We start from the raw sequence: 21088 nt of genomic DNA on the forward strand, positions 1-21088 counted from the left end.
TGAACGTCATGGCGTGTGGGCTGATGTTGCTGCTGACCGTGGGCCTGGCCTCCTGCGCGTCGGGGGCCCGACCCCTCGATGAAGGCGACTACCGGCGCCTGCGGGAAGAGATGGTCGAACAGCAGTTACGGGCGCGGGATATCACCGACGAGGCCGTACTCGCAGCCATGGCCCGGGTGCCCCGGCACCTCTTCGTGCCTCCCGACCTGGCCGCCAGCGCCTACCGGGACTCGCCCCTGCCCATCGGTCACGGGCAAACCATCTCCCAGCCCTACATGGTGGCCCTGATGACCCAGCTCGCTCGCGCCGCTCCGGGCAAGAAAGCCCTCGACGTGGGTACGGGATCGGGCTACCAGGCCGCGGTCCTGGCCGAGATCGTCGACCAGGTCTACACCATCGAGATCCTCCCCGAGCTGGCCGCCGAGGCACGCCGGCGCCTGGCCCGCCTGGGCTACGACAAGGTGGTCGTCCGCTGCGGAGACGGCTACGCGGGCTGGCCGGAACATGCCCCGTTCGACCTGATCATCGTCGCCGCCGCTCCCGGCGAGGTCCCCGAACCGCTGATCGAGCAGCTCGCCCCCGGCGGACGCCTGCTGATTCCCGTCGGCGAGACGCACCAGGAGCTGGTCGTGATCAGCAAGTCCGAGGACGGCACCATCTCCCGCCAGGCCTACGGGGGCGTCCGATTCGTGCCGATGACCGGCGAGGCCCAGCGGCGGCAAGAGTAGAAGCACGATAGAATCCCGACTTTCCCGCGCCGCCCCGCCCGCCGGGCAGCGCCAGGAGCCGTTGAAGTGGCCAAGGACATCACGCCCCGCGCGACCGACTACTCTCGCTGGTATACCGACGTGGTTCTGCGCAGTACCCTGGCGGACTACAGCCCGGTCAAGGGCTGCATGGTGATCCGTCCCCACGGCTATTCCCTGTGGGAGAACATGCAGCGGATTCTCGACGGCATGTTCAAGGAAACCGGCCACGAAAACGCCTACTTCCCCCTGTTCATACCCAAGTCTTTTCTTTCCAAGGAAGCCGAGCACGTCGAAGGGTTCGCCAAGGAATGCGCGATCATCACCCACACCCGGCTGATGGCCACCGACGCGGAGGGCAAGGACCGGGTCGTCCCCGACCCTGAAAGCCGCCTCGAGGAGGAGCTGATCGTCCGCCCCACTTCCGAGACGATCATCTACTCGATGTTCTCCAAGTGGATCCAGTCTTGGCGCGACCTGCCCCTGCTGCTCAACCAGTGGGCCAACATCGTCCGCTGGGAAATGCGCACCCGGTTGTTCCTGCGCACCACCGAGTTTCTCTGGCAGGAGGGCCACACCGCCCACGCAACCCATGAAGAAGCCAAGGAAGAAACCCTGCGCATGCTGGAGGTCTACCGCCGCTTCGCCGAGGAATACCTGGCGGTCCCCGTGCTGACCGGGGTCAAGACGCCGCGGGAGAAGTTCGCCGGAGCGATGGACACCTACTGCATCGAGGCCCTGATGCAGGATGGCAAGGCCCTGCAGGCGGGCACCTCCCACGATCTGGGCCAGAACTTCGCCAAGGCCTTCGATGTGCGCTACCAGAACTCGGAAGGGCAATGGGAACACGTCTGGAACACCTCCTGGGGGGTGTCCACACGGCTGATCGGTGCCCTGGTGATGTGCCACTCCGATGACGACGGCCTGGTGCTCCCCCCCCGTGTCGCGCCGATCCAGGCGGTCATCGTCCCCATCTGGCGCAACGACGAGCAGCGGGAGGCGACCGTGGCGGCGGGACGGACGCTGCTGGCGGCATTGCGCGCCGCCGGCGTCGCCGCCCGCCTCGACGAACGAGACAACGTGAACCCGGGCTTCAAGTACGCCGACTGGGAACTCAAGGGTGTGCCCCTGCGCCTGGAACTCGGTCCGCGGGACCTGGACAAGCGCCAGGTCATGGCGGTGCGCCGTACCGACCGCAGCAAAACCCCCTTCTCCCTCGACGGCGCCGCCGGTGCCGTGACGACCGCCCTCGAAGAGATTCAGCAACAGCTCTTCCAGCAGGCCCTCGATCGCCGGGCCGCCATGACCCGGGAAGTCGACACCTGGGACGCCTTCTGCGAGGAAATCGAAAAAGGTGGTTTCATCCGGGCCCGTTTCTGCGAAGAAGACGCGGTGGAGGAGGCGATCCAGGCCGAGACCAAGGCCACGGTACGACTGATCGCCTTCGACGAGCCCGACGACCCCGGTCCCTGCGTCAAGTCGGGCAGACCGGCCCGCCGACGGGTCTACTTCGCCCGCGCCTACTGAGACCCGGCCGCCCGGCGACATCCTTCCTCCCGGAATCGTTCGCCCGGGGCCGCCCGTTCGCAGAGCACTTCGGCGCCCGCATGTCAAGGGCTGCGCTTGGGGCCGATCGCGGTAGACTCTGCGGGAGCCATGAGTAACCGATCCCATAGGCTCGTTTCGCTGGCGGCTCTGACCGGAGCCGCAACGGCGCTGGTCTTTGTCGCGCTGACGATCTGCCTGCCCCCGCAGACCCCTTCCGTCGAACCCCCGGCCCCCCGCGCCCTGCCGGGGCGGGACCTGGACGCCATTCGCCGCGCCGGTGAGCTCAGGGTGGCACTCGAGCGAGACGAACTGGACTACGAATTCCGCCGAGGGCGCGCCGAAGGCCTGGCCTTCGACATGGCGCGCGCCTTTGCCACACGCCTGGGGGTGGAGCTGCGCGTGACCGTCCCCCCGAGCCCCGCCGCCGCCCTCGCCCGACTTGCCCGCGGCGAGGTCGACCTGGTGGCCACCTCCGATTCCGGCCCCCGCCCGGTCCTGGCCCGCGTCGCATGGACGACGGCCTTCGAAATCGCCCAACCCGTGGTGATCGGCCGCCGGGCCGCCGGCATCACCCGCATCGAAGACCTGGCCGGCCGCCGACTCACCGTGCGCCGCCACAGCGCCCTCGAGGGACAGGCGATGGCGTGGCGCCGAAGCCTGGACGGAGAGATCGAGATCCAGCGAGCCCCCCCCCATATCGGCACCGGAGAGCTGGCTCTCGGCGCCGCCACGGGGCGCTGGGCCCTGGTCGTCATGGACGAAAGCCGCGCCCGGCTCGAGCAGGCGGTCTACAAGCCCCTCGAGATCAGCCGTCCCCTGCCCCCCAGCCTGCCCGTGCGCTGGGCGATCCATCCCGACGCCCAGGCCTTGGGTGCCGAACTCGACGGCTGGCTCGAAGACATGCGGCGCAGCGGGTTTCTCGCGCGTCTGCGCCAGCGTTACCTGGAAAACCCCCTGCGCCTGAGGGCCTGGAGACGTCCGGTGTTCCGTGACGGCGGTCCCAGTCTCTCGCCCTACGACAGCCTCTTCCGCCGCGAGGCCGACCGGATCGGCTTCGACTGGCGCCTGCTGGCGGCCCTCTCCTTCGCCGAAAGCGGTTACGACCGCTGGGAGATCTCGTCCCAGGGCGCCATGGGCCTGTTGCAGATCATGCCCCGGGTGGCGCGCACCTACGGCGCCGAAGATCCCTTCGATCCCGCGCAGAACGTTGCCGCGGGAGCCTCCCTGCTGAGCTGGCTCTACGGCCTGTTCGACAACGTACCCACTCCCGACCGGCTGGCCTTCACCCTCGCCGCCTACAACATGGGTTACGGTCATCTCCAGGACGCCCGCGCACTGGCCGCCATGAACGGCCTGAACCCGGACCGCTGGCAGGGCGGCGTGGAGGAGGTGCTTCCCCTCCTCGAGGATCCCGCCGTCGCCGATCGCCTGCCCCATGGTCGCGCCCGCGGCCGGACCACTCAGCGCTACGTGGCCCGCGTGCTGGCGATCTTTGACCGCTTCACCACCGCCGCCGAGTCATCCACCGGCCTGTCCGCGTCCACCCACTGAGGGCGCCACGCACCCCCGGCCGTCCGTGGGCAGGGGGGCCTCGATGCGGGGGGGCCGGGATCCAGGCTCAGCGCCCCGGGGGGAAGCTCGAGGCCCCCTGCGGAAGAGGCTTTTGGAGCGGGCGGCTAGGGCGCGCCGTGGTCTTCCGCGGTGCCGGGGCCGGTGGCCCGGGAAGCCAGCGGCACGCGCAGGCGGTGGACACCCCGCGGCAACCAGGAGGAACGTACCTGCGGGTTGGCCAGCCGCAAGGCCGCGTAGTTCAGGCCATGCTCGGCGGCCAGCTTGCGCAGATCGGCCCGTGAGCGCTGCACCCGAACCTCGACGATGCGGTAGCGGGGGTTGTTGTAGGGAGCCAGGCGAACCAGCCCATAGGCTTCAGGCGAGGAAGTGATGATCTTCGCCGCCACCAGGCGCGGCACGTAGCGCCGGGTTTCTGCCGGCAGGTAGAGACTGAAGTAGTCATCGGTGCCGGCGTCCTCGAGGGCCCGCCTGACGGTCTGCTCGCCCGAGTTGTAGGCCGCCAGGGCGAGAAACCAGTCGCCGAATTCCTCTTCCAGGTCCCGGAGGTAGGCGATCGCGGCGTCCGTGGCGACTTCCGGGGATCGTCGCTGGTCGAGGTAGCGATCGACCCGCAACCCGTAACGCCGGGCGGTGCCGCGCATGAACTGCCACAGGCCTTCGGCCCCTGCGGGAGAACGCACGGTTTCCCGCAGATCGGACTCGATCATCGCCACGTATTTCAGGTCGTCGGGCAGGCCGGCCGCGGCGAGCTTCTCCTCGATCATCGGCAGCACCCGGGGCGACCGACGCATCCAGAGCATGGGCATCATCGGTCGCCCGGCGGTCAGCAGCAGCTCGTAGGCCAGCGCCTCGCGCACTTCGGGCCTGTCGAGGGGGAGCGGGTGCCCGCAGAATTCAGCGGCCCCGGGCACCTCGAGCCGCGCGAGGGCGAGGGCCGGGGCTCCGGGGAGCTGGCGCTGGATCTCGTGGATCTGGGCCTGCAGATCACCCACCGAGGCCGGTGCCGGGGCGGCGCCTCCGGGGCCCTCACCCATCTCCGTCCAGCCCACGGTCTGCGTGGGCCGCTGAGCGACCTGGGTCGCCGCGAAGGCTGCCAGGAAGACCGCACCGAGTCCCAGGGCAACCGTTGCCCCCTTGGCTGTCATGGCATGTCCTCCCCGGGATCAGTCACCGACGCCAGTGCTGAAATTCTGCAGAATGCGGGCCATCTCCTCGAGGCGCTCGGCGATCTTCGCCCCCAGGCTGTCCTTCTCCCAGCGGCCCTCTTCATCGACGCCCCCCAGGGGAACCCCCATCAGCAGCTCCACGAGTTGTTCGACGGTCTCCACGGCGTAGACGTGGAAGCGTCCCTCCGCGACGTCCTCCACCACCTCGGGGTCGAGTTGCAGGCTCTGGCGGGACGTGGCGGGAATCACCACTCCCTGGGTTCCGGTCAGTCCCCGCTGACGGCAGACTTTCCAGAAGCCTTCGACCTTCTCGTTGATGCCGCCCACCGCGAGCACGTGGCCGTGCTGATCCACGGCACCGGTAACGGCCAGATCCTGGCGCAGGGGAACGTCCCCGAGAGAAGAAAGCAGGGCCGCCAGCTCGGCGCTGGAGGCCGAATCGCCCTCCACCCCGCCGTAGGACTGCTCGAAGCAGACACTGGCCGTGATGGCCAGCGGGTGGCGCTGGGCGAAGCGCGAGCGCAGATAACCGCCGAGGATCAGGGATGCCTTGGTGTAGATCTCGCCCGAGAGTTCCGCCTCCCGCTCGATGTCGATGATTCCCGAACGTCCCACGGCGGTGGTGGCGGTCACCCGCACGGGATAGCCCAACGTCTCGAGACTCGTCTCCACCACGGCCAGGGCGTTGACCTGCCCGACCACGGCGCCCTCGGTCTCGAGCAGCAGGAGACCCTCGTCGATGGACTCGAGGATCCGGCTTGAGAGGAAGCCGGAGCGCTGCCGGCGATCGAGCAGCGTGCGCTCGACATGCTCACGGCGCACCACGTCACTGCCCATCTCCGTCGCGACCAGGGACGACTCCCGGGCCAGGTCGGTGAACAGCCGGAGGTGGGAGGCCAACTTGCCCCGTCCGCCCGCCACGCGCACCATGGTCTCGAGAATCCGCGCCACCGCATCGGCTCCGTGGGGCAGCAGGTCCTCCTCCTGGATCACGTGGGCCAGGAAGCAGGCGTAGGAAGAGACCACCGGGCGAGACAGCGGCACTCGCTCTTCGAACACCGAAACCACCTTGAAGAGCTTGCTGAACTCCTCGTCTTCGGCGGCGGCCAGTTCACGCAGCGCCGGCGTACCGACCAGGATCACCGTGGCGTCGATCGGGGCGGCTTCGGGAACCAGCGGCGCGGCCCCCTCGGGGGTGTTGCCCGCCACGCTCAGGCGCCCGGTGCGCAGGACCCGCTTGAGCCCGGCCCAGGCCCCGTCTTCCTGCAGGAGATCGTGGGCGTTGAGCAGCAGGAAGCCCCCGTCGGCCATGTGCATCGCGCCGCCATGGATTCCCGCCAGGTCGGCGCGCACTTCCCCTTCCGGGCTGCGCTGGACCTCGATGAAACCGAACAGGCGAGCGGCGGTGGGATTCGCCTCCTCGATGATCGGCAGCCCCTTCTGTCCCGTGCGGTCGACGATCACGTTGACCCGCAAGGCCGCCAGGGGATCCGGCACGGCGCTTTCGGCGGAGTCCGCCTCGGAGGCCACGTGCTCACCGGCGGCGAAAAGCAGAGGGAAGACGGCGATCAGGTACTGCCCGACCTGCTGGAGATACTCGTCGAGCTGGGGCCGAAGGCCGGTCGCCAGCGCCAGGGCCGAGCGAATCTCTTCGAGCACCTCGTCGACCAGGGGGCGGGCGGCGTCCTTGTCGGCCTCGGCCAGGGACTGCTCGAGATCCCTGGAGATGGCCCTGTACTTGGCCGCGGTCTGGGCCAGCCGGGCCGCCAGGTCGGGATGACGCTCCCGGAGGTGATCGGCCTGCCCCTCCTCGATCTTGCCGTCACGGACCAGGGCCGCCAACTCGTGGAAGGGCACCGGCTGCCCGTCTACCAGCGGCGCGATCTCGTGGCGCCGGTAAGGCCCGAGATTGACCTCCACCAGGGCGAAGCCCTCTTCCTTGACCTCGTCCTGGAACTCCGACAGCAGGGTGGTCTGCTCTTCGAGGTGATCCTTGGCCACTCCCTCGCGTCGCCGGCGATGATCCCCGGAGGCCCTGAGGGCCGCGACCCCCTGCCGAAAGCGATCCGCCGCGGTGGCCATGGCCTCCCGCAGCACCCGGCCCTTGCCTGCCGGCAAGCGGATCAGGCGGGGGGCCTTGAGATCTTCGAAGTTCATCACGTAGCAGAGATCGTCGGGTACCTCCCCGTTGCCGGCCTCCTGGCGCAGAATGCGGCGCACGGTGCGCGTGCGGCCGCTGCCCGAGGGTCCGGCGACGAAAACGTTGTACCCCCGCGAACGGAGCCGGAGAGCCAGGCGAAGGGCCGCCACGGCCCGCGGCTGACCGAAGATCTCTTCGCAGGCGCCGAGGTCCGCGGTAGTCTCGAAATCCAGCCACTCCCGAGGACACCGCCAGAGCAGTTGATCGACCGCCAACCGGGTTTGCTGCTCGATATGTTCGCCCAAGACTCACCTCCGGGGGGTATGCCCCGGTGGATGCTACCGCCTCTGCCCGGACCGCGCCCACCCCGCCGGAGGTGGACAGGCCTCCCGGACGTGCGAGGATAAGCGAAAGACCCCTATGTGTGGAAAACCCATGATCCCCTTCCCGCCCCGCTGCCTTCGGTCCCTGCCCCGGGCACGCGGGTGGCTCGCGCTGATCGCCACGAGCCTCTCGCTGGTCCCCGCGGGCGCCCAGGTCCTCGGGGAGGAGGAACGCATCGTCGTCCTGCGCCCCCGGCCGACCGATCTGATGCTCGGCCCTTCGGTGGTTTCCCTGCTGCCCATGGGTGTCGACGATGCGGCCGTCGAGCAGATCGAGATCCGCCTCGACGGCGAGATCATGGGAGTGCTGCGTCAGCCGCCCTGGCGGCTGACCATCGACGCCGGAGAACGACTCGGCCCGCGAACCCTCGAGGTGATCGCCCGACTGAAGGGGGACCGGCAGCTGACGACCACGGTCGACCTGCGGCCGGCGGGGGTGGGCACCGTGGACGTGCGGCTGGTGGACCTGGCGGTCACCGTCGTCGACGCCAAGGGCAAGACCGTCACCGGACTCGAGGAGGACGATTTCCGGATCTTCGACGGGGGCCGGGAAGTGACCATCGACCGCTGGGGGGACAAACCGACGGCCCTGGCCGTGGCCCTGGTGCTCGACGCTTCCCTGAGCATGCGGCCCAAGCTCCGGGAGGTGCAAAAGGCCGCGCAGGCCTTCGTCGCCGCCCTCGCCCCACGCGACCGGGTCAGCGTCGTGGCCTTCAACGAGAGCAGCCGCATCATCACGCCCCTCGATGCCGACCGGCGAGCCAGTATCGAGGCCATCGAAGGGCTCGAGGCCCGGGGCGGCACGGCGCTCTACGACGCCCTCTTCGACGCCGGGAAGGCGCTCCAGGCGGCGGGATCCCGGGCCCGCAAGGTGGCGGTGATCCTCTCCGACGGTCGGGACGAGGCGGCTTCGGGGCTCGAGCCGGGATCGTTCCATACTCTCCGGGAGGCCGTGCGCAAGGCCCATGACAGCGACCTGGTGGTCTTCACCATCGGCCTGGGAGCCGACCTCGACGAGCAGGATTTCAGCGGCCGCATGACCCATGCCGAAGCCTTGACCCGCATGGCCACCAGCACCGGAGGCCGCTTCTTCAAGCTGCGGCGGCTCGGACGGCTGGGGCGAGTCTACCGGGACATTCTCGAAGAACTGCGTCACCAGTACTCGATCGCCTACAAGCCGCCGCCGCCGCGCCCCGGCGAGACGTGGCGCTCGATCGAGGTGCGAGTCGGCCGACCGGGCCTCACCGTCCGCACCCGTGAGGGCTATTTCGTCCACTGACCCCAATCATGAGGGTGACGACTCGCTGGTTCATGGGACGTGCGGGCCCTCGATCGCCCGCTCAGAGCCCCTCGAGGGTCGTATCGCCCAAGCCCTTGCGATTGAACGGCCAGAGTCTCCGCCAGCGACGATAGGCCCGGAGGAAGCGACGATCCTCGTCGCTCAGTGTCCTGGGACCGAGTTCCAGCTTCCACTTCAGGAAGGCGGACCGGTCGACCTGGCGCAGCAGGCCGAAAAGAAGGCGATGCCGGAGGGTGGCCGGCGGCAGCCGAACGGCCGCCGCCCAGTCCAGCAGCACGAGACGCCGCCCCTCGGTGTCGAAGAGCAGATTGTCCCGCCCCCGCAGGTCGTTGTGGGTCACTCCCCGCTGATGGAGCCGCTCCAGGTTTTCACGAAGCTGCTGGAGGGTCGGCCGGGACCAGGGTCCCGGCCCGCGTCGGCAGGGGAGAATGCCCGGGACGTATTCCAGCACGAGCACCAGGGGGTGGGGCGTGCCCAGCAAGCGCGGCACGAAGTCCAGATCCTCGAGCAGGCGCAGGAAAGCGCGCTCCCGGCGAACCTGCACCCAGCCCCACCAGCGACCGGGCCAGGGCTTGCGCCGAAAGTCCTTGACCACCACCAGGCGCCCCGCGTGGTCTTTGGCCAGCCAGAGATCGGCCTTCAGCGCCCTCCCGCAGACCAAGTCCCCCTGGCGCCCCGCGTGCAGTTCCTTCAGGTCGACCCCGGCGACGCCACGCCCCCCCCGCCGGACAGGTCCTCCACCCGCGCCGAGGGCATCCCGCCCGACTTCCGAGGAGCATGCCCCATCTTTCACTCTGGACTCCCTCCATCGCTCCCGCGGGAGGATGGCGCCCGACCCGCGCAGGCCGGACCTCCGCCGCATTCTACCCGGTGAACCTCGGCGGCACGCGCCGATCAGGGGCAGGCGGCCTCGCGGGGCCGCCCGCAGGCCCCGGCGGCATGGGGCCGGCTCAGGCCGGCGCCGTCGCGCCCCAGGCCGCCCTGGCGCCCCCCCTCGTTGGCCGCCAGCAGGAAGAAGCGGTTGCCCGGCGCCGGTGTAAAGGCGTCGGGCGACAGACGGTCGCAGCGCCCGGCCACCGGCGCGGTGTCCAGCAGACCGTCGGAGGCGAGGAGGTCGAGATCGCCCGACTCGACGGAGTAGGTCTGGCCGGGCAGCTCCGCCAGATTGCAGGAGTCGTCCCAACGGGCCTGGATGTCACCACCGGCGAGCTTCTCGAAGAGCGCCGAAGCGGGCACTTCGCCCGGCCAGAGAGTGACCTGGCAGACGGGCGGCCCCTGCTTTTCGGACTCCACGGTGACCTGGTCGATCCACCAGCCATCGCCCGAGTCCGGAGCGTTGTCCGAACCGAAGACGAAAGCCAGGTAGACCTTGCTGCCGATGTACGGGCTCAGGTCGAAGGTACTGGTCACCCACCCTCCCGAATCGCCCATGAAGGCCTCCTTGCCTTCCAACCCGTTGCAGCGATTGACTTCGATGTCTCCGTCATAGCCGCCATCGGGTACCAGGGGCTCGTAGACGTCCTGCCCGTCCGGGCTGGCATCGATCACCACCTCGCCCCCGTCACGCGGGGAGGTCGTCTGGTAGCGATGGACCACCGTGAGGGTGGCGCTGCGGGCGTCGGCGGGAATATCGATGCCCGCCCCGCCGGTCGAGTCCCGCCCGCCGAGGTAGAGCCAGGCGTAGTTCACCTTCCCGTAGGGGGAGCCCGGACCGCTCCCGCAGAGCCAGCTCTGACCATGCTGCGCGTCCAGACTGTCGACGTGCCACTGGTCCTGATAGGTCAGGCGGCAATTCCAGAAGCCGGGATCGATGGCCTCGTGGCTCCAGTCGCCGGTGGGCTGAGGATCCTGGTCGTCGTCGAAATGGGTGGTGATCACGGGCTCCTGGAAATGATCGACCACCGTCACCCGGAAGGCGGCGAGCTGATCGGCATAACTTCCTGGACCGTTGGTCGAAGTGATCTCCAGCAGGTCGAAGACGATCTCTTCGCCACAGGGGAAATCCGGCTCGACCAGGAAGCTGTAACGGGAGACGGCCGCCCCGGTCTGCCCGCCGGCGATGTCACCATAAGATTGCGCCACCGGCTCGAGCACCGTGACGCCGGGAGTCGTGGTGCCCAGTCGGGCCCGGACTCCCAGCGCGACGTCGCTGCCCACGTTGCGCAGACGGGGACGCACCTCCCAGGTCTCCCCCGGTTCGACGGAACCGTCGCCGTCGCCGTCCACCTCGACCAGGGGCAGCTCGATGGAATCGAAGAGCAGGATCGGCCCCAGGGGCTCGACGGTGATCTGCCAGGCCCCGCGACCGTAGGTGCCGGCGGTGATCAGATCGAGGGATTGGTTGTACTTCAGATCGTCGATCACCAGGCCCTCGGGCATGCCGTTCATCCATGGCTGAAAGGTGGCGCCCGCGTCGACACTCTTGAATACGCCTGTGTCGGTACCCACGTAGACCTGACTGTCGGTGAGCATCAGCACCGTGTTGGCCGGAACATTGGGCAATCCGTCGCCCAGGGCGACCCAACCCCGCCCCGCCTTCCACTCCCAAAGATGCGCGGTGTGGAATCCGCTGACCACGGCCAGCGCCCGGTCGGGGTCGAGGGGATCTCCCGCCACATCCTGGATCGAGCGGGAAGGCAAGCCCGCGGAGAGGTCTTCCCATCGGCCTCCCGCGTCGACGCTGCGCCAGACCTGTCCATCGGTCGTCGAGGCGAAGACGACCTCGGGAAAGTAACGGTTGACGTCGAGGGCGACGATGTTGCCCGTACCGGTGGTCAAATCCCCCGAAACCGGGGTCCAGTTGTCGCCATGGTCGGTGGTTTTGTAGACCCGGTGGGTCCCCAGGTAGAGAATGTTGGGAGTCACCGGATCGAGCACGTAGGGCGTGACCCAGTTGATCCGATCTCCGCCGACAAACCCGTTGGAAGCGCGGGTGATACCGTGGAACGACCCGAGGATGCCGGTTTCCGAACGACTGACATTGGGGTAGCCGCCGGACGGATAGGACGCGATGAAGTTGTAGTCGGGATCGACCGGATCGACGTGACAGACGAAGCCATCACCGGTGACCGCCTGCAGGTCCCAGACGTTGTCCGCGGTCCGCGCCAGGGAGCTGTTGTCCTGGGCGCCCCCGCAGATGACGCCGCCGTCGTCGGGATGCACTCCCACGGCATAGAACTGCGTCATATTCATGTTGCCGTTGCGGTTGAGGAAGGTATCGCCGTTGTCCGTGGTCTTCCACACGCCGCCGTCGCAGCCGACCCAGAAAGTACCTGGACTGTCCGGATCCATCAGCAAGAAATGGGTATCCTGGTGCACCTTCTGAGACGATCCCCATGCGTTGCTCAGGTCGGTCCACGAGGCACCGCCGTCGAGGGAACGAAAGACGTGGACAGTGCCGCGGATGACCGTGTTCGGATCGTCGGGGGCCACGGCGAGGGTCATGTTGTACCAGCACTGCCCGTCGCAAGCCTCGGAGCCGTCACTCTGCAACGTCCAGCTCGCCCCGCCATCGGTGGTGCGCCAGAACTCCGCGCTTCCACCGGATCCCGCAGCGAACAGGGCGTAGACCGTGTTGCCGTCGGAAGGCGCGACGGCCAGTTCGGTCCGTCCCGTGTCGCTGGAGGGCAAACCGGAGGCCGTCTGCTGGACCCAGGTGACGGCGTCGTCGGTGGATTTGTAGAGGCCCTGGTTCGTCGCAGCCCACCAGGTATCACGGACCTGGGGATCCTGCTGAATCTCGTAGACACTCACCCCGCCGAGTCGACGACTCCAGTGCAGGCCCGCGTCGTCGCTGGTGTAGATCCCGCTGTAGAGGGAGGAGCCGTTGACACAACCGCGATGTCGGCCTCCCGTCACGATATGGCTCGAATCCCGGGGATCGACCACGATACTGGCGAAAGAGGAAATGTCCTCGAGGGTCTGCCCCCCGCTGCCGTTGCGGGTCTCCCAGGTCAGGCCTCCATCGGCGCTGTAGAGCATGCCGATGCCGAAGTAGCTCTCGCAACCGGCGGTATTCTCACCGGTGCCGACCCAGAGCACCGAGGGATCGTTGGGGTCCAGGGCCACGGCTCCCACCGTGTGGGTTCCGGCGGAGTCGAGCAGTTGCTGCCAGCTCAGGCCGTCATTGGTGGTTTTCCACAATCCGCCGGAAGCGGCGCCGGCATAGAGGGTCCCCGCGGCCCAATCCGCCGCCAGGGCGGGTACGCGACCGGCCACATCGCCGAAGGCCCAGCCCCCGAAACGGGACGGTGAAGGCCCCATCGATGTCCAGAAGTTCTGCGCCGCGGCCGCCCCCCGGGCCTGCTCGGCCCGGTACCGGGCGATCGCCTTGCGGGTCTCTTCCACCGCCAGCCGCCGATAGCGGGCCATCTCTTCGCTGGAAGCCGTTCCTGCCCGCCGAGGCCCGAAAAACCACTCTTCCCGGCGCAGAATCTGCTCTTCCTCGCCGAGGCGCAGATCGACGATGCGGGGGCCTTTCTCGTGAGCGGGAGCCGCACTCTGGGCGGCAGCCGGTCCAGCCGGCAGGACGGCGAGCAGGGCTCCGAGACACAGTACCGTGGTCGGGGTGGGGCGGCGCAGGGACATGGGGGGCTCCAGAAAGAGGGGGGGCATGCCGACCGCGATCCGGCCGCATCCAGTGCTCACCAGGTACGCCCAAGCCCTCTCCTGCGCAACCCCCCTTGGAGGTCGAGGCCGGGGGCGCTAATCTGGCGGGCCCCGGTGACGCCCCGGGCGACCCACGACGCGTGAACCCCATCCCAGGAGATGAACGGGTGAACCAGCGATCCGCAGCCGAATGGACCCGGCTCGCCCTGCTCTACAGTCTGCTGGCCGCGCTGGCCGCCTTCTCCCGTCCGCGACCGGCGGAACTGTTCGCGGGGACCGTGCTGGTGGCGCTGGGCGAGGGCCTGCGCTGCTGGGCCGCCGGTCACCTGGTCAAGACCCGGCAACTGGTCACGACCGGCCCCTATCGCTACACGCGCAACCCACTCTACCTGGGAAGGCTGCTGATCTTCACCGGCCTGGCCATCATGGCCCGGCTGCCCTGGCTGCTGAACGGAGCCGTGCTGGTGGCGGGTTGGGCCGTGTTTTTCGGCTACTACCTGCCGCGCAAGGAACGCATCGAGCCCGCCCGTCTCCGGGACCGTCACGGCGGGCTCTACGAGCGCTACGCCGATGCCGTACCGGCCCTCTTCCCCCGTCTGCGCCCCTATCCCGTGGAAGCGGGAAAATGGCGGCTTTCCCGCTGGCAGAAGAACCGCGAAGGGCTGACCGCCCTGGGTCTGCTCCTGCTAGTCCTGCTCTTCGCTCTGCGAACCTGGGGAGCCCCCCGTGGCGGGGGGTGAGCCCCCGTCGAGAACTTGCAGGGCGTGATAGCGTGCGTAGGTTTCCTTGCGGGCCAGCAGCTCGGCGTGGCTGCCGGACTCGATGATCCGCCCCTGCTCGAGCACGTGGATGCGGTCAGCCCTGACGACGGTGCTCAGCCGGTGGGCGATGATCAGCGCCGTGCGGCCCCGGAGCAGGTTTTCGAGGGCCCGCTGGACTTCCGCCTCCGAATCCGCATCGAGGGCCGAAGTGGCCTCGTCGAGCACCAGGATCGGCGCGTCCCGGAGAAACGCCCGGGCGATGGCCAGGCGCTGGCGCTGCCCCGACGAGAGGCGTGAACCGAGGCTGCCGAGGGGCGTGTCGTATCCGGCGGGAAGACTCTCGATGAAGGCTGCGGCGTGAGCGGCGTGGGCCGCGGCCTCGATCCGCTCCATCGAAACGCCTTCCATGCCGTAGGCGATGTTGGCGCGAATCGTGTCGTCGAAAAGGTGGGTCTCCTGGGTCACCAGGGCGATCTGGCTGCGCAGGGAGCGGATCGTCAGCCGCCGGGCATCGACTCCATCGAAGAGAACGACGCCTTCCGTCGGGTCGATGAAGCGGGGAATCAACATCGCCAGGGTGGATTTGCCGGCTCCCGAAGCCCCGACCAGGGCGTGAACCTCCCCGGCGCGCAAGACGAGATGGACATGCTTGAGAACCGGGCCGCGACCGTAGTCGAAACCCACGCCCCGCAGTTCGATGCGGTCGGAAAAGGGCTTCATCACCCGGGCCTGGGGCGAGTCCCGAACTTCCACGGGGCTGTCGAGAATCTCGAAGATCCTGCGCGCGGAGGCCAGAGCGCGCTGGATCGCGCTGTTGAGCTGGCCCAGCCGGCGCACGTGGGTAAAGACCACGAAAAGCACGACGATGGCCACGAAAACATCGCTGCCGCTGACCCCGCCTCGGCGAATCAGCCAACCGGCGAAGACGATCATGCCCGCCCCCAGGATCGCCCCGATCAATTCCATCACCGGGGCCGTGGCAGCGGTCGCCCGGGCCACCTTCAGATCCTGGCGCAGCATCTGCTCGAGCGAACGGGCGAAACGGCGGCACTCGTAGTCCACCGCATCGAAGGCCTGAACCACCCGCCGGGCCAGCAGGGTCTCCTCGGTCAGGGCGGTCAGTTCCGCCGAGCGTTCCTGGCTGCGACGCGCCGATTTCTTGATCTTTCGGCCCAACCATCCTGCAGCCCACGCAAAGGCGGGAATCACCGTCAGGCAGACCAGGGTGATCGGCCAGGAGACGAAGAAGGCATAAGTCAGCAAGACCACGATCAGCGGCACCGACTGCATGGCCTGGGCGATCTCGTTGCCGAGCAGATCCTGGAGTCGGGCCACGTCCACCAGAATCCTCGAGTACATCTCGCCTGTGGAATGCCGGCGGTAGAAAGCGTCGGACTGGCTGATCGCCCGCCGATAGATTTCCTGGCGCAGGCGGGCGACGGTCTTCAATCCCACCCGGCGCAGGCCGTAGACCCCGAGGAAAGAAAACACCCCCTTGAAGAAATAGAGAACGACGATGGCCAGGGGCACGCGTATGTAGCCCTTGGCCAGCAGCCAATGCCGCACGGGCGCCGTCCAGCGCTCGGCCCGTTGGCGGATCGCGCCGATGGGACCGGCGGAGGCCTGCTGGCCCGTCTCCGCCTCGGAAGGGGAAATGGCTGCCACGCTCGTAACCTGAGCCTGGGAGGAAAGAGCGGTGACCAGGTCGTTGAGCAGACTGACCGCCCCCCCGACGAAAACGGAGGCCAGAATCGAGGACACCAGGGCCAGGGCCAAGGCTCCCCGGTAGTGGAGCAGATATTTCAACAGACGCCGGCCATCATGCATCGTGTGGCCCCCTTGCGAAGACTTGCGGATCGCCGCGCTCCGGGTCGGCCCCCGCCCGGCGCATCAGTTCGGCGATCTTTTCCCTCACCTCCTGGAGATAGACCGCATCTCCGTGACGACCGCTGCCGGGAGCCGGTGGCGGTACCGCCTCGCCGAAATCGACCCGCAACCCGCGACTGCGCCCCCGAGGCCAGCCTCGTGGCCAGAACTGATAGGCGCCGGTCACCGCCACCGGAATCGACAGGGCCCCGGTCCGGCGCGCGATCCAGGCCGGCCCCCGACGGAAGCGCTGCAAGGCACCGGTCCAGGTGCGCTCGCCTTCAGGATAGATGCACAGGATCCGACCGGCCTCCAGGGCATGACAGGCCAGGGTCAGCGAGGTCTGAATCCTGTCGTCGGCGCTCACGGGTTGAATGCGGAACAGTCGCGCCGCCCAGGCCCCCCATCCCGCTGCGAAGTAGCCGCTGAAGCCGAGGAAGAAGAGATTGCGATGCACCGCCGCAGGAACGGAGAGGGCGATCAGCAGAGAGTCGGCGTGGGACTGGTGGTTGGCCACCAGCATCAGCGGTCTGTGACGCCAGTCCACGTCACCTGTCGGGCCGTGGGACAGGCGCAGCCGCCACCGCAACCAGAGCTGCACCCAGGGTCGCGCCAGGGCCAGAGGCACCCAGGACAGGCGGGCAGGCCGCAGCAACCAACGGCGGTCCCGGCCATACCGGCCCTCGGCGGTCAGCAGATCCTCCCGCGGGCGGACCGGGCCTCGAGGACGTGTGCCGGCGTCGTCGAGAAGACGCTGCAGGTCTCCCAGCGTGCGCAGGGAGCGGGTCTGCTCCTCGTCGATTTCCATGCCCGCCGCGTCGGCCAGGGCCAAGATCAACACCAGCCGGTCGAGGGAGTCGAGCCCCAGGTCCAGTTCCAGATCCTGCTCGAGATAGAGCGGCCCGATCGGGCTCCGGCCCTCGAGAGCCGGCATCAAGGCCATCGCCAGTTCCCGACTCACCGGAGTCCTTTCGGGAGGGGCGGCAGGCCAGACCCGAGCGGGAGGATGCCCGACCTCCCGCGCCAGCCGCCGCCGGTCCAGGCCCCCCTGCGGATCCCGTGGCAAAGCCTGGCGCGCGATGGTCAGCCCCGCCGGCCGGTGGCCGACCGGCAGACCGACCGAGGCGGTCTCGAGATGGAAGCGGAGGGCCTCGTAGAGGCCCACGAAGCCTTCGCGCCGCAGGGCCTGGTGATCCGGCACGACCACGAGCCACGGGCGCCGGCCTTCCCGCGAAAGGGCCGCGGCCTCTGCCACCAGGGGATGGGCGGCTGCGACCCGCTCGAGATCCTCGAAGACGTACTCGCTCACCGGAAGAGCGGGCCGGTGCCGGAGGGCGACTGGCCGAGGTGCTCGCGGGCGCGCGGGGTGGCGACTCTCCCGCGGGGGGTCCGTTCGAGGAATCCGATCTGGATCAGGTAAGGCTCGCAGATCTCCTCCAGGGTGTCGCATTCTTCGCCCAGGGAAGCGGCCAGCGTGCCGATCCCCACCGGCCCCCCGGCGTGGTTGTCGAGAATCACCCGCAACAGGCGCTGGTCGAGGCTGTCGAGACCCAGGTTGTCCACGCCGAGACGGGCCAGGCTCTGCCTTGCCACCTCACGAGAGATGACCCCGTCGCCCTGCACCAGGGCGAAATCACGAATACGCCGTAACAGGCGCAGGGCGACTCGCGGCGTTCCCCGGGAGCGGGAAGCGAGTTCCCGCGCTCCGTCCTCGTCGAGGCGGCAGTCGAGCCGCGCGGCGGCAGCGAGGAGAATGCGGCAGAGATCATCGACACCGTAGAATTCGAGGCGCTCTGTGATACCGAAGCGATCTCGCAACGGAGCCGTGAGCAGGCCGGAACGCGTCGTCGCGCCCACCAGTGTGAACGGAGGCAGGTCGATACGCACGGAACGCGCACCATGTCCCTGGCCGATGGTCACGTCGAGTACGAAATCCTCCATCGCCGGGTAGAGCACCTCCTCCACCGCGGACCCCAGACGATGGATCTCGTCGATGAAGAGCACGTCACCCGCTTCGACCAGGCTCAACAGGGCCGCCAGATCCCCGATCTTCTCGATCGCCGGGCCTGACGAAACGCGTAACTGGGATCCCATTTCGGCGGCGATGATGTGAGCCAGGCTCGTCTTGCCCAGTCCCGGGGGACCGGCGAGCAGCACGTGATCCAGGGGCCTGCGCCGACGGCGCGCCGCCTCGAGATAGACCGCCAGATTGTCGGTCACCCGCCGTTGACCGACGTAATCGGCCAGACGCCGAGGTCGCAGGTCCGTTTCGAGTTGCAGCTCCTCACCGGTGGGTTCGGCGCCGATGATCCTGAAGGTATCGCCGTTCTCAGTCATCTCACCGTCCCAGGTAGCGGAGCGCATGGCGAATCATGTCCGGCAAGGCCAGCTCAGCCCCCTTTTCCGCACGAACCGCAGCCAGTGCCCCCTCGGCCTGGTTGCGACGATAGCCGAGATTCTCCAGCGCCATCAAGGCGTCACTGGTGATCGGGTCGGCGAAAGGCGCGGCGGCCACGCCTCCTTCCGCAGCGGAAAGATCGAAGGCCTCCCCGGCAAGACGATCCTTGAGTTCGACGATCAGGCGCCGGGCGGTCTTCTTGCCGATGCCGGGAACCGACTCCAGTACCGCCGTCCGCTCATCCATCACCGCCTGCACCAGTTCCCGGCTGGGTACGCTCGAGAGCATGGCCAGGGCGAGCTTGGGTCCGACCCCGGAGACGCCGACCAGAATCGTGAACAGCCGTTTGTCTTCCTCGGCCCGGAAACCGAAAAGCTCGAGAACCTCGTTCTTGAGCGACGTCACGGTTTCCAGGCAGACAGGCTCCCCCACCGCCGGCAGATTCTCGAAAGTGGCCAGGGGGACCCGCAGTTCGTACCCGACTCCACCGACATCCACCATGATGAGTGGGAAGGTACGCCGCGCGAGCTGGCCTGTCAGCCGTCCGATCACCGCGACCGTCCCAGCAAAGCCCGGTGAGCCGCGTGCACATGGTGGCAGATTACCAGCGCCAGAGCGTCGCTGGCGTCCTCGGGCAGATCCTCGATCTGCTCGGGTGTCACACCGGGCACCGTCTTCACCAATGCCCGCCGCAGTTGCCGCTTGTCGGCTCCCCCGAATCCGCAGATCGTCTTCTTCACCGTCGCGGGCGAGTACTCGACGACGGCGATTCCCGCCTCCCCGAGGGTAGCCAGCAGCACACCCCGGGCTTCCGAAAGCACCAGTGCGGAGCGGGCATTCTTGTGATGAAAGAGGCTCTCGACCACCGCAACAGCGGGAGAGCGCCCCTTGAGCCACGATCGCGCCTGTTCGGCGAGCCGGGCGAGGGAAACCGAGCGATCACTCGAACGCTGAACGCTCCAGGTGCCCATTTCCGCCTCGATCAGCCGTTGCCCTGAAAAGCGCGCCAAAGCATAGCCGGTTCGTGCTGAGCCGGGATCGATTCCGAGGATCCACTCGCCGCAGCGTTCTTGCATGGGTTGAGGCCCTCAGGAACGCCAATACACCAGAGAAAATCGATTCAGCCCAGGACCACCGAACACCGTGTCACTCGCCGTCTTCGATACTGCAGTTCGCAGAAACCCTCTGCACGTCATCGTGCTCGTCCAGCAGTTCCAGCAGGGTCAAAAGGCTCTCGGCCTTCTTCCCCTCAACCACCGTCAGATTCTGGGGCACCATCGTCACCTCGGCGCTCTCCATGCGAATACCGGCCTGTTCGAGTCGATCCCGAACTTCCGCAAAGGCCTCCGGCGTGGTGGTGATCTCGAAAAACTCACCATCCTGCGCCATATCGTCGGCGCCGGCGTCGAGAACGAGTTCCATCACTTCGTCCTCGTCGACATCCCCGGCTGGTATCGTAATGATGCCCTTGCGCTCAAACATCCACGCCACGCTGCCTGGAGATCCCAGCTCGCCGCCGTACTTGCCGAAAAGATGCCGGATCTCCGATGTGGTCCGGTTGCGGTTGTCGGTGAGCGTGGAGAGCAGGATCGCCACGCCCCCGGGGCCGTAGCCCTCGTAGATCACCTCGTCCAGGCTCACGCCCTCGAGTTCGCCCGTGCCTTTCTTGATCGCCCGATCGATCTTGTCGTTCGGCAGATTCACCGAGCGGGCGCTGGCAATCGCGGCCCGCAGCCGCGGATTGGCGTCGGGATCCCCGCCCCCTTCCCGAGCGGCGATCGTGATCTCCCGCACGACCTTCGTGAAAGCCTTCGCCCGCTTGGCGTCCTGAGCGCCCTTGCGGTGCTTGATATTGGCCCACTTGGAATGGCCAGCCATCGTTCCGATCTCCTCGTCGCTGCCTGCGGCAACCGGATTCTAACACCGCCTCGACGAGAGGCCGACCGATTCCCGCCGAACCCGGCTCGCCGGTCACAGACCGGCCCTCCGAGCTCAAAAAAAGGCCCCCGCCTGTCTGGCGGGGGCCCAGATAAATCCCCGGCGATGTCCTACTCTTCCACGCAGTCTCCCACGCAGTACCATCGGCGCTGAAGGGCTTAACTACCGTGTTCGGGATGGGAACGGGTGTGGCCCCTTCGCTATTGTCACCGGGAAACTCCTCAAAATCTTCTCAGAAACATCTTCTCAGAAACAGCTTCTCATTCTCAGAAACGCGGCGGGTTCGTTTGCCGCAGACAATCTGGTGTTCTCCGTAGCTACAGGGTGAATCTTACACCGACCGAGAAGTTCCAGCCACCATAATCCATGCGGCCGCCCTTGATCAGGTACTCGCCCGGCTGGGGCTGCGACACCCGGGTCCCAGTGAAGGGATCGACGGGACCAGCGGGTAGGACCAGCCCCCCCACCGTGATGTAGGCCACCTCGCCGCCGGCGACACCCGGAGCTTCCGCCTCATCCCAGTAACCCGAGGGTACTCCCTCTCCGAAATGCTCGCGGCCATCGACGGTGATCCTCATCTCGCGATCGGCCCAGGTGAAGCGCGCGTCGGCGAAGAATGCCGTCTTCGGACGCCACTGCCACTCGGTACCGAAGCGCAACTC

General features: G+C 67.9%; 16 protein-coding genes and 1 rRNA gene (1 of these 17 running past the window's edge). 5 read left to right on the plus strand and 12 right to left on the minus strand.

Annotated elements, in window-relative coordinates; all coding sequences use genetic code 11:
• The first annotated feature begins 110 nt into the window (after nt 1-110).
• The 3 genes from Q9Q40_11065 to Q9Q40_11075 all read left to right on the plus strand — a co-directional run bounded on the left by Q9Q40_11065 (nt 111) and on the right by Q9Q40_11075 (nt 3845).
• Complete coding sequence (locus Q9Q40_11065) at nt 111-728, plus strand: protein-L-isoaspartate(D-aspartate) O-methyltransferase (GenBank protein MDQ7007764.1); 618 nt, start codon at nt 111-113, stop codon at nt 726-728.
• Between the two features lie 66 nt (nt 729-794).
• Nucleotides 795-2273 (plus strand): proline--tRNA ligase, encoded by a 1479-nt coding sequence (proS, locus tag Q9Q40_11070; GenBank protein ID MDQ7007765.1) that lies wholly within the window; start codon nt 795-797, stop codon nt 2271-2273.
• Between the two features lie 129 nt (nt 2274-2402).
• Nucleotides 2403-3845, plus strand: coding sequence for a transglycosylase SLT domain-containing protein (locus Q9Q40_11075; GenBank protein ID MDQ7007766.1), 1443 nt, complete (start codon nt 2403-2405; stop codon nt 3843-3845).
• Nucleotides 3846-3970: 125 nt separating this feature from the next.
• Here the strand turns inward: Q9Q40_11075 and Q9Q40_11080 are convergent, their stop codons facing one another.
• Together Q9Q40_11080 and Q9Q40_11085 are read right to left on the minus strand one after the other, a co-directional pair.
• The gene (locus Q9Q40_11080) at nt 3971-5011 is read right to left on the minus strand and encodes a lytic transglycosylase domain-containing protein (protein ID MDQ7007767.1); all 1041 of its coding nucleotides are present in this window, start codon (nt 5009-5011) and stop codon (nt 3971-3973) included.
• Nucleotides 5012-5029: 18 nt separating this feature from the next.
• Nucleotides 5030-7477, minus strand: coding sequence for an ATP-binding protein (locus Q9Q40_11085; GenBank protein MDQ7007768.1), 2448 nt, complete (start codon nt 7475-7477; stop codon nt 5030-5032).
• A 130-nt stretch (nt 7478-7607) separates the two neighbouring features.
• Between Q9Q40_11085 and Q9Q40_11090 the strand changes: the two genes are divergently transcribed.
• The gene (locus Q9Q40_11090; GenBank protein MDQ7007769.1) at nt 7608-8834 is read left to right on the plus strand and encodes a VWA domain-containing protein; all 1227 of its coding nucleotides are present in this window, start codon (nt 7608-7610) and stop codon (nt 8832-8834) included.
• A 61-nt stretch (nt 8835-8895) separates the two neighbouring features.
• Here Q9Q40_11090 and Q9Q40_11095 read toward each other — a convergent pair whose 3' ends face one another.
• Together Q9Q40_11095 and Q9Q40_11100 are read right to left on the minus strand one after the other, a co-directional pair.
• Entirely contained in the window at nt 8896-9648 is a 753-nt protein-coding gene (locus tag Q9Q40_11095) for a serine/threonine-protein kinase (protein ID MDQ7007770.1), read from the minus strand.
• A gap of 101 nt (nt 9649-9749) precedes the next feature.
• Nucleotides 9750-13442 carry a hypothetical protein gene (locus Q9Q40_11100; protein MDQ7007771.1) on the minus strand — a complete coding sequence of 1231 codons (3693 nt, stop codon included), beginning with the start codon at nt 13440-13442 and terminating at the stop codon, nt 9750-9752.
• A 188-nt stretch (nt 13443-13630) separates the two neighbouring features.
• Between Q9Q40_11100 and Q9Q40_11105 the strand changes: the two genes are divergently transcribed.
• Nucleotides 13631-14203 carry an isoprenylcysteine carboxylmethyltransferase family protein gene (locus tag Q9Q40_11105; GenBank protein ID MDQ7007772.1) on the plus strand — a complete coding sequence of 191 codons (573 nt, stop codon included), beginning with the start codon at nt 13631-13633 and terminating at the stop codon, nt 14201-14203.
• On the opposite strand, the gene Q9Q40_11110 is transcribed toward Q9Q40_11105, so the two are convergent.
• The 8 genes from Q9Q40_11110 to Q9Q40_11145 form a co-directional block, all read right to left on the minus strand.
• Nucleotides 14150-16051 (minus strand): ABC transporter ATP-binding protein, encoded by a 1902-nt coding sequence (locus tag Q9Q40_11110; GenBank protein ID MDQ7007773.1) that lies wholly within the window; start codon nt 16049-16051, stop codon nt 14150-14152. The two genes, Q9Q40_11105 and Q9Q40_11110, sit on opposite strands and share 54 nt — an antisense overlap.
• A complete protein-coding gene (locus tag Q9Q40_11115) occupies nt 16044-17399 on the minus strand; it encodes a 1-acyl-sn-glycerol-3-phosphate acyltransferase (GenBank protein ID MDQ7007774.1) in 1356 nt (451 codons plus the stop codon). Before Q9Q40_11115 ends, Q9Q40_11110 begins: the two co-directional genes overlap by 8 nt.
• Entirely contained in the window at nt 17396-18427 is a 1032-nt protein-coding gene (gene ruvB / locus Q9Q40_11120; protein MDQ7007775.1) for a Holliday junction branch migration DNA helicase RuvB, read from the minus strand. The genes Q9Q40_11115 and ruvB overlap by 4 nt, the downstream gene beginning before the upstream one ends.
• Nucleotide 18428: 1 nt before the next feature.
• Entirely contained in the window at nt 18429-19040 is a 612-nt protein-coding gene (gene ruvA / locus Q9Q40_11125; protein MDQ7007776.1) for a Holliday junction branch migration protein RuvA, read from the minus strand.
• Entirely contained in the window at nt 19037-19564 is a 528-nt protein-coding gene (locus Q9Q40_11130) for a crossover junction endodeoxyribonuclease RuvC (protein MDQ7007777.1), read from the minus strand. The genes ruvA and Q9Q40_11130 overlap by 4 nt, the downstream gene beginning before the upstream one ends.
• 70 nt (nt 19565-19634) lie before the next feature.
• Nucleotides 19635-20366, minus strand: coding sequence for a YebC/PmpR family DNA-binding transcriptional regulator (locus tag Q9Q40_11135; GenBank protein MDQ7007778.1), 732 nt, complete (start codon nt 20364-20366; stop codon nt 19635-19637).
• Nucleotides 20367-20523: 157 nt separating this feature from the next.
• Nucleotides 20524-20640: ribosomal RNA gene (gene rrf, locus Q9Q40_11140) — 5S ribosomal RNA — on the minus strand.
• 103 nt (nt 20641-20743) lie between these two features.
• Nucleotides 20744-21088: the final stretch of a hypothetical protein gene (locus Q9Q40_11145; protein ID MDQ7007779.1), read on the minus strand. It continues 1065 nt past the right edge of the window; only the last 345 of its 1410 coding nucleotides appear in the window; the start codon falls outside the window, past its right edge; the stop codon is at nt 20744-20746.

The sequence above is a fragment of the Acidobacteriota bacterium genome (assembly GCA_030949985.1).
Classification (GTDB): Bacteria; Acidobacteriota; Polarisedimenticolia; order J045; family J045; genus JALTMS01.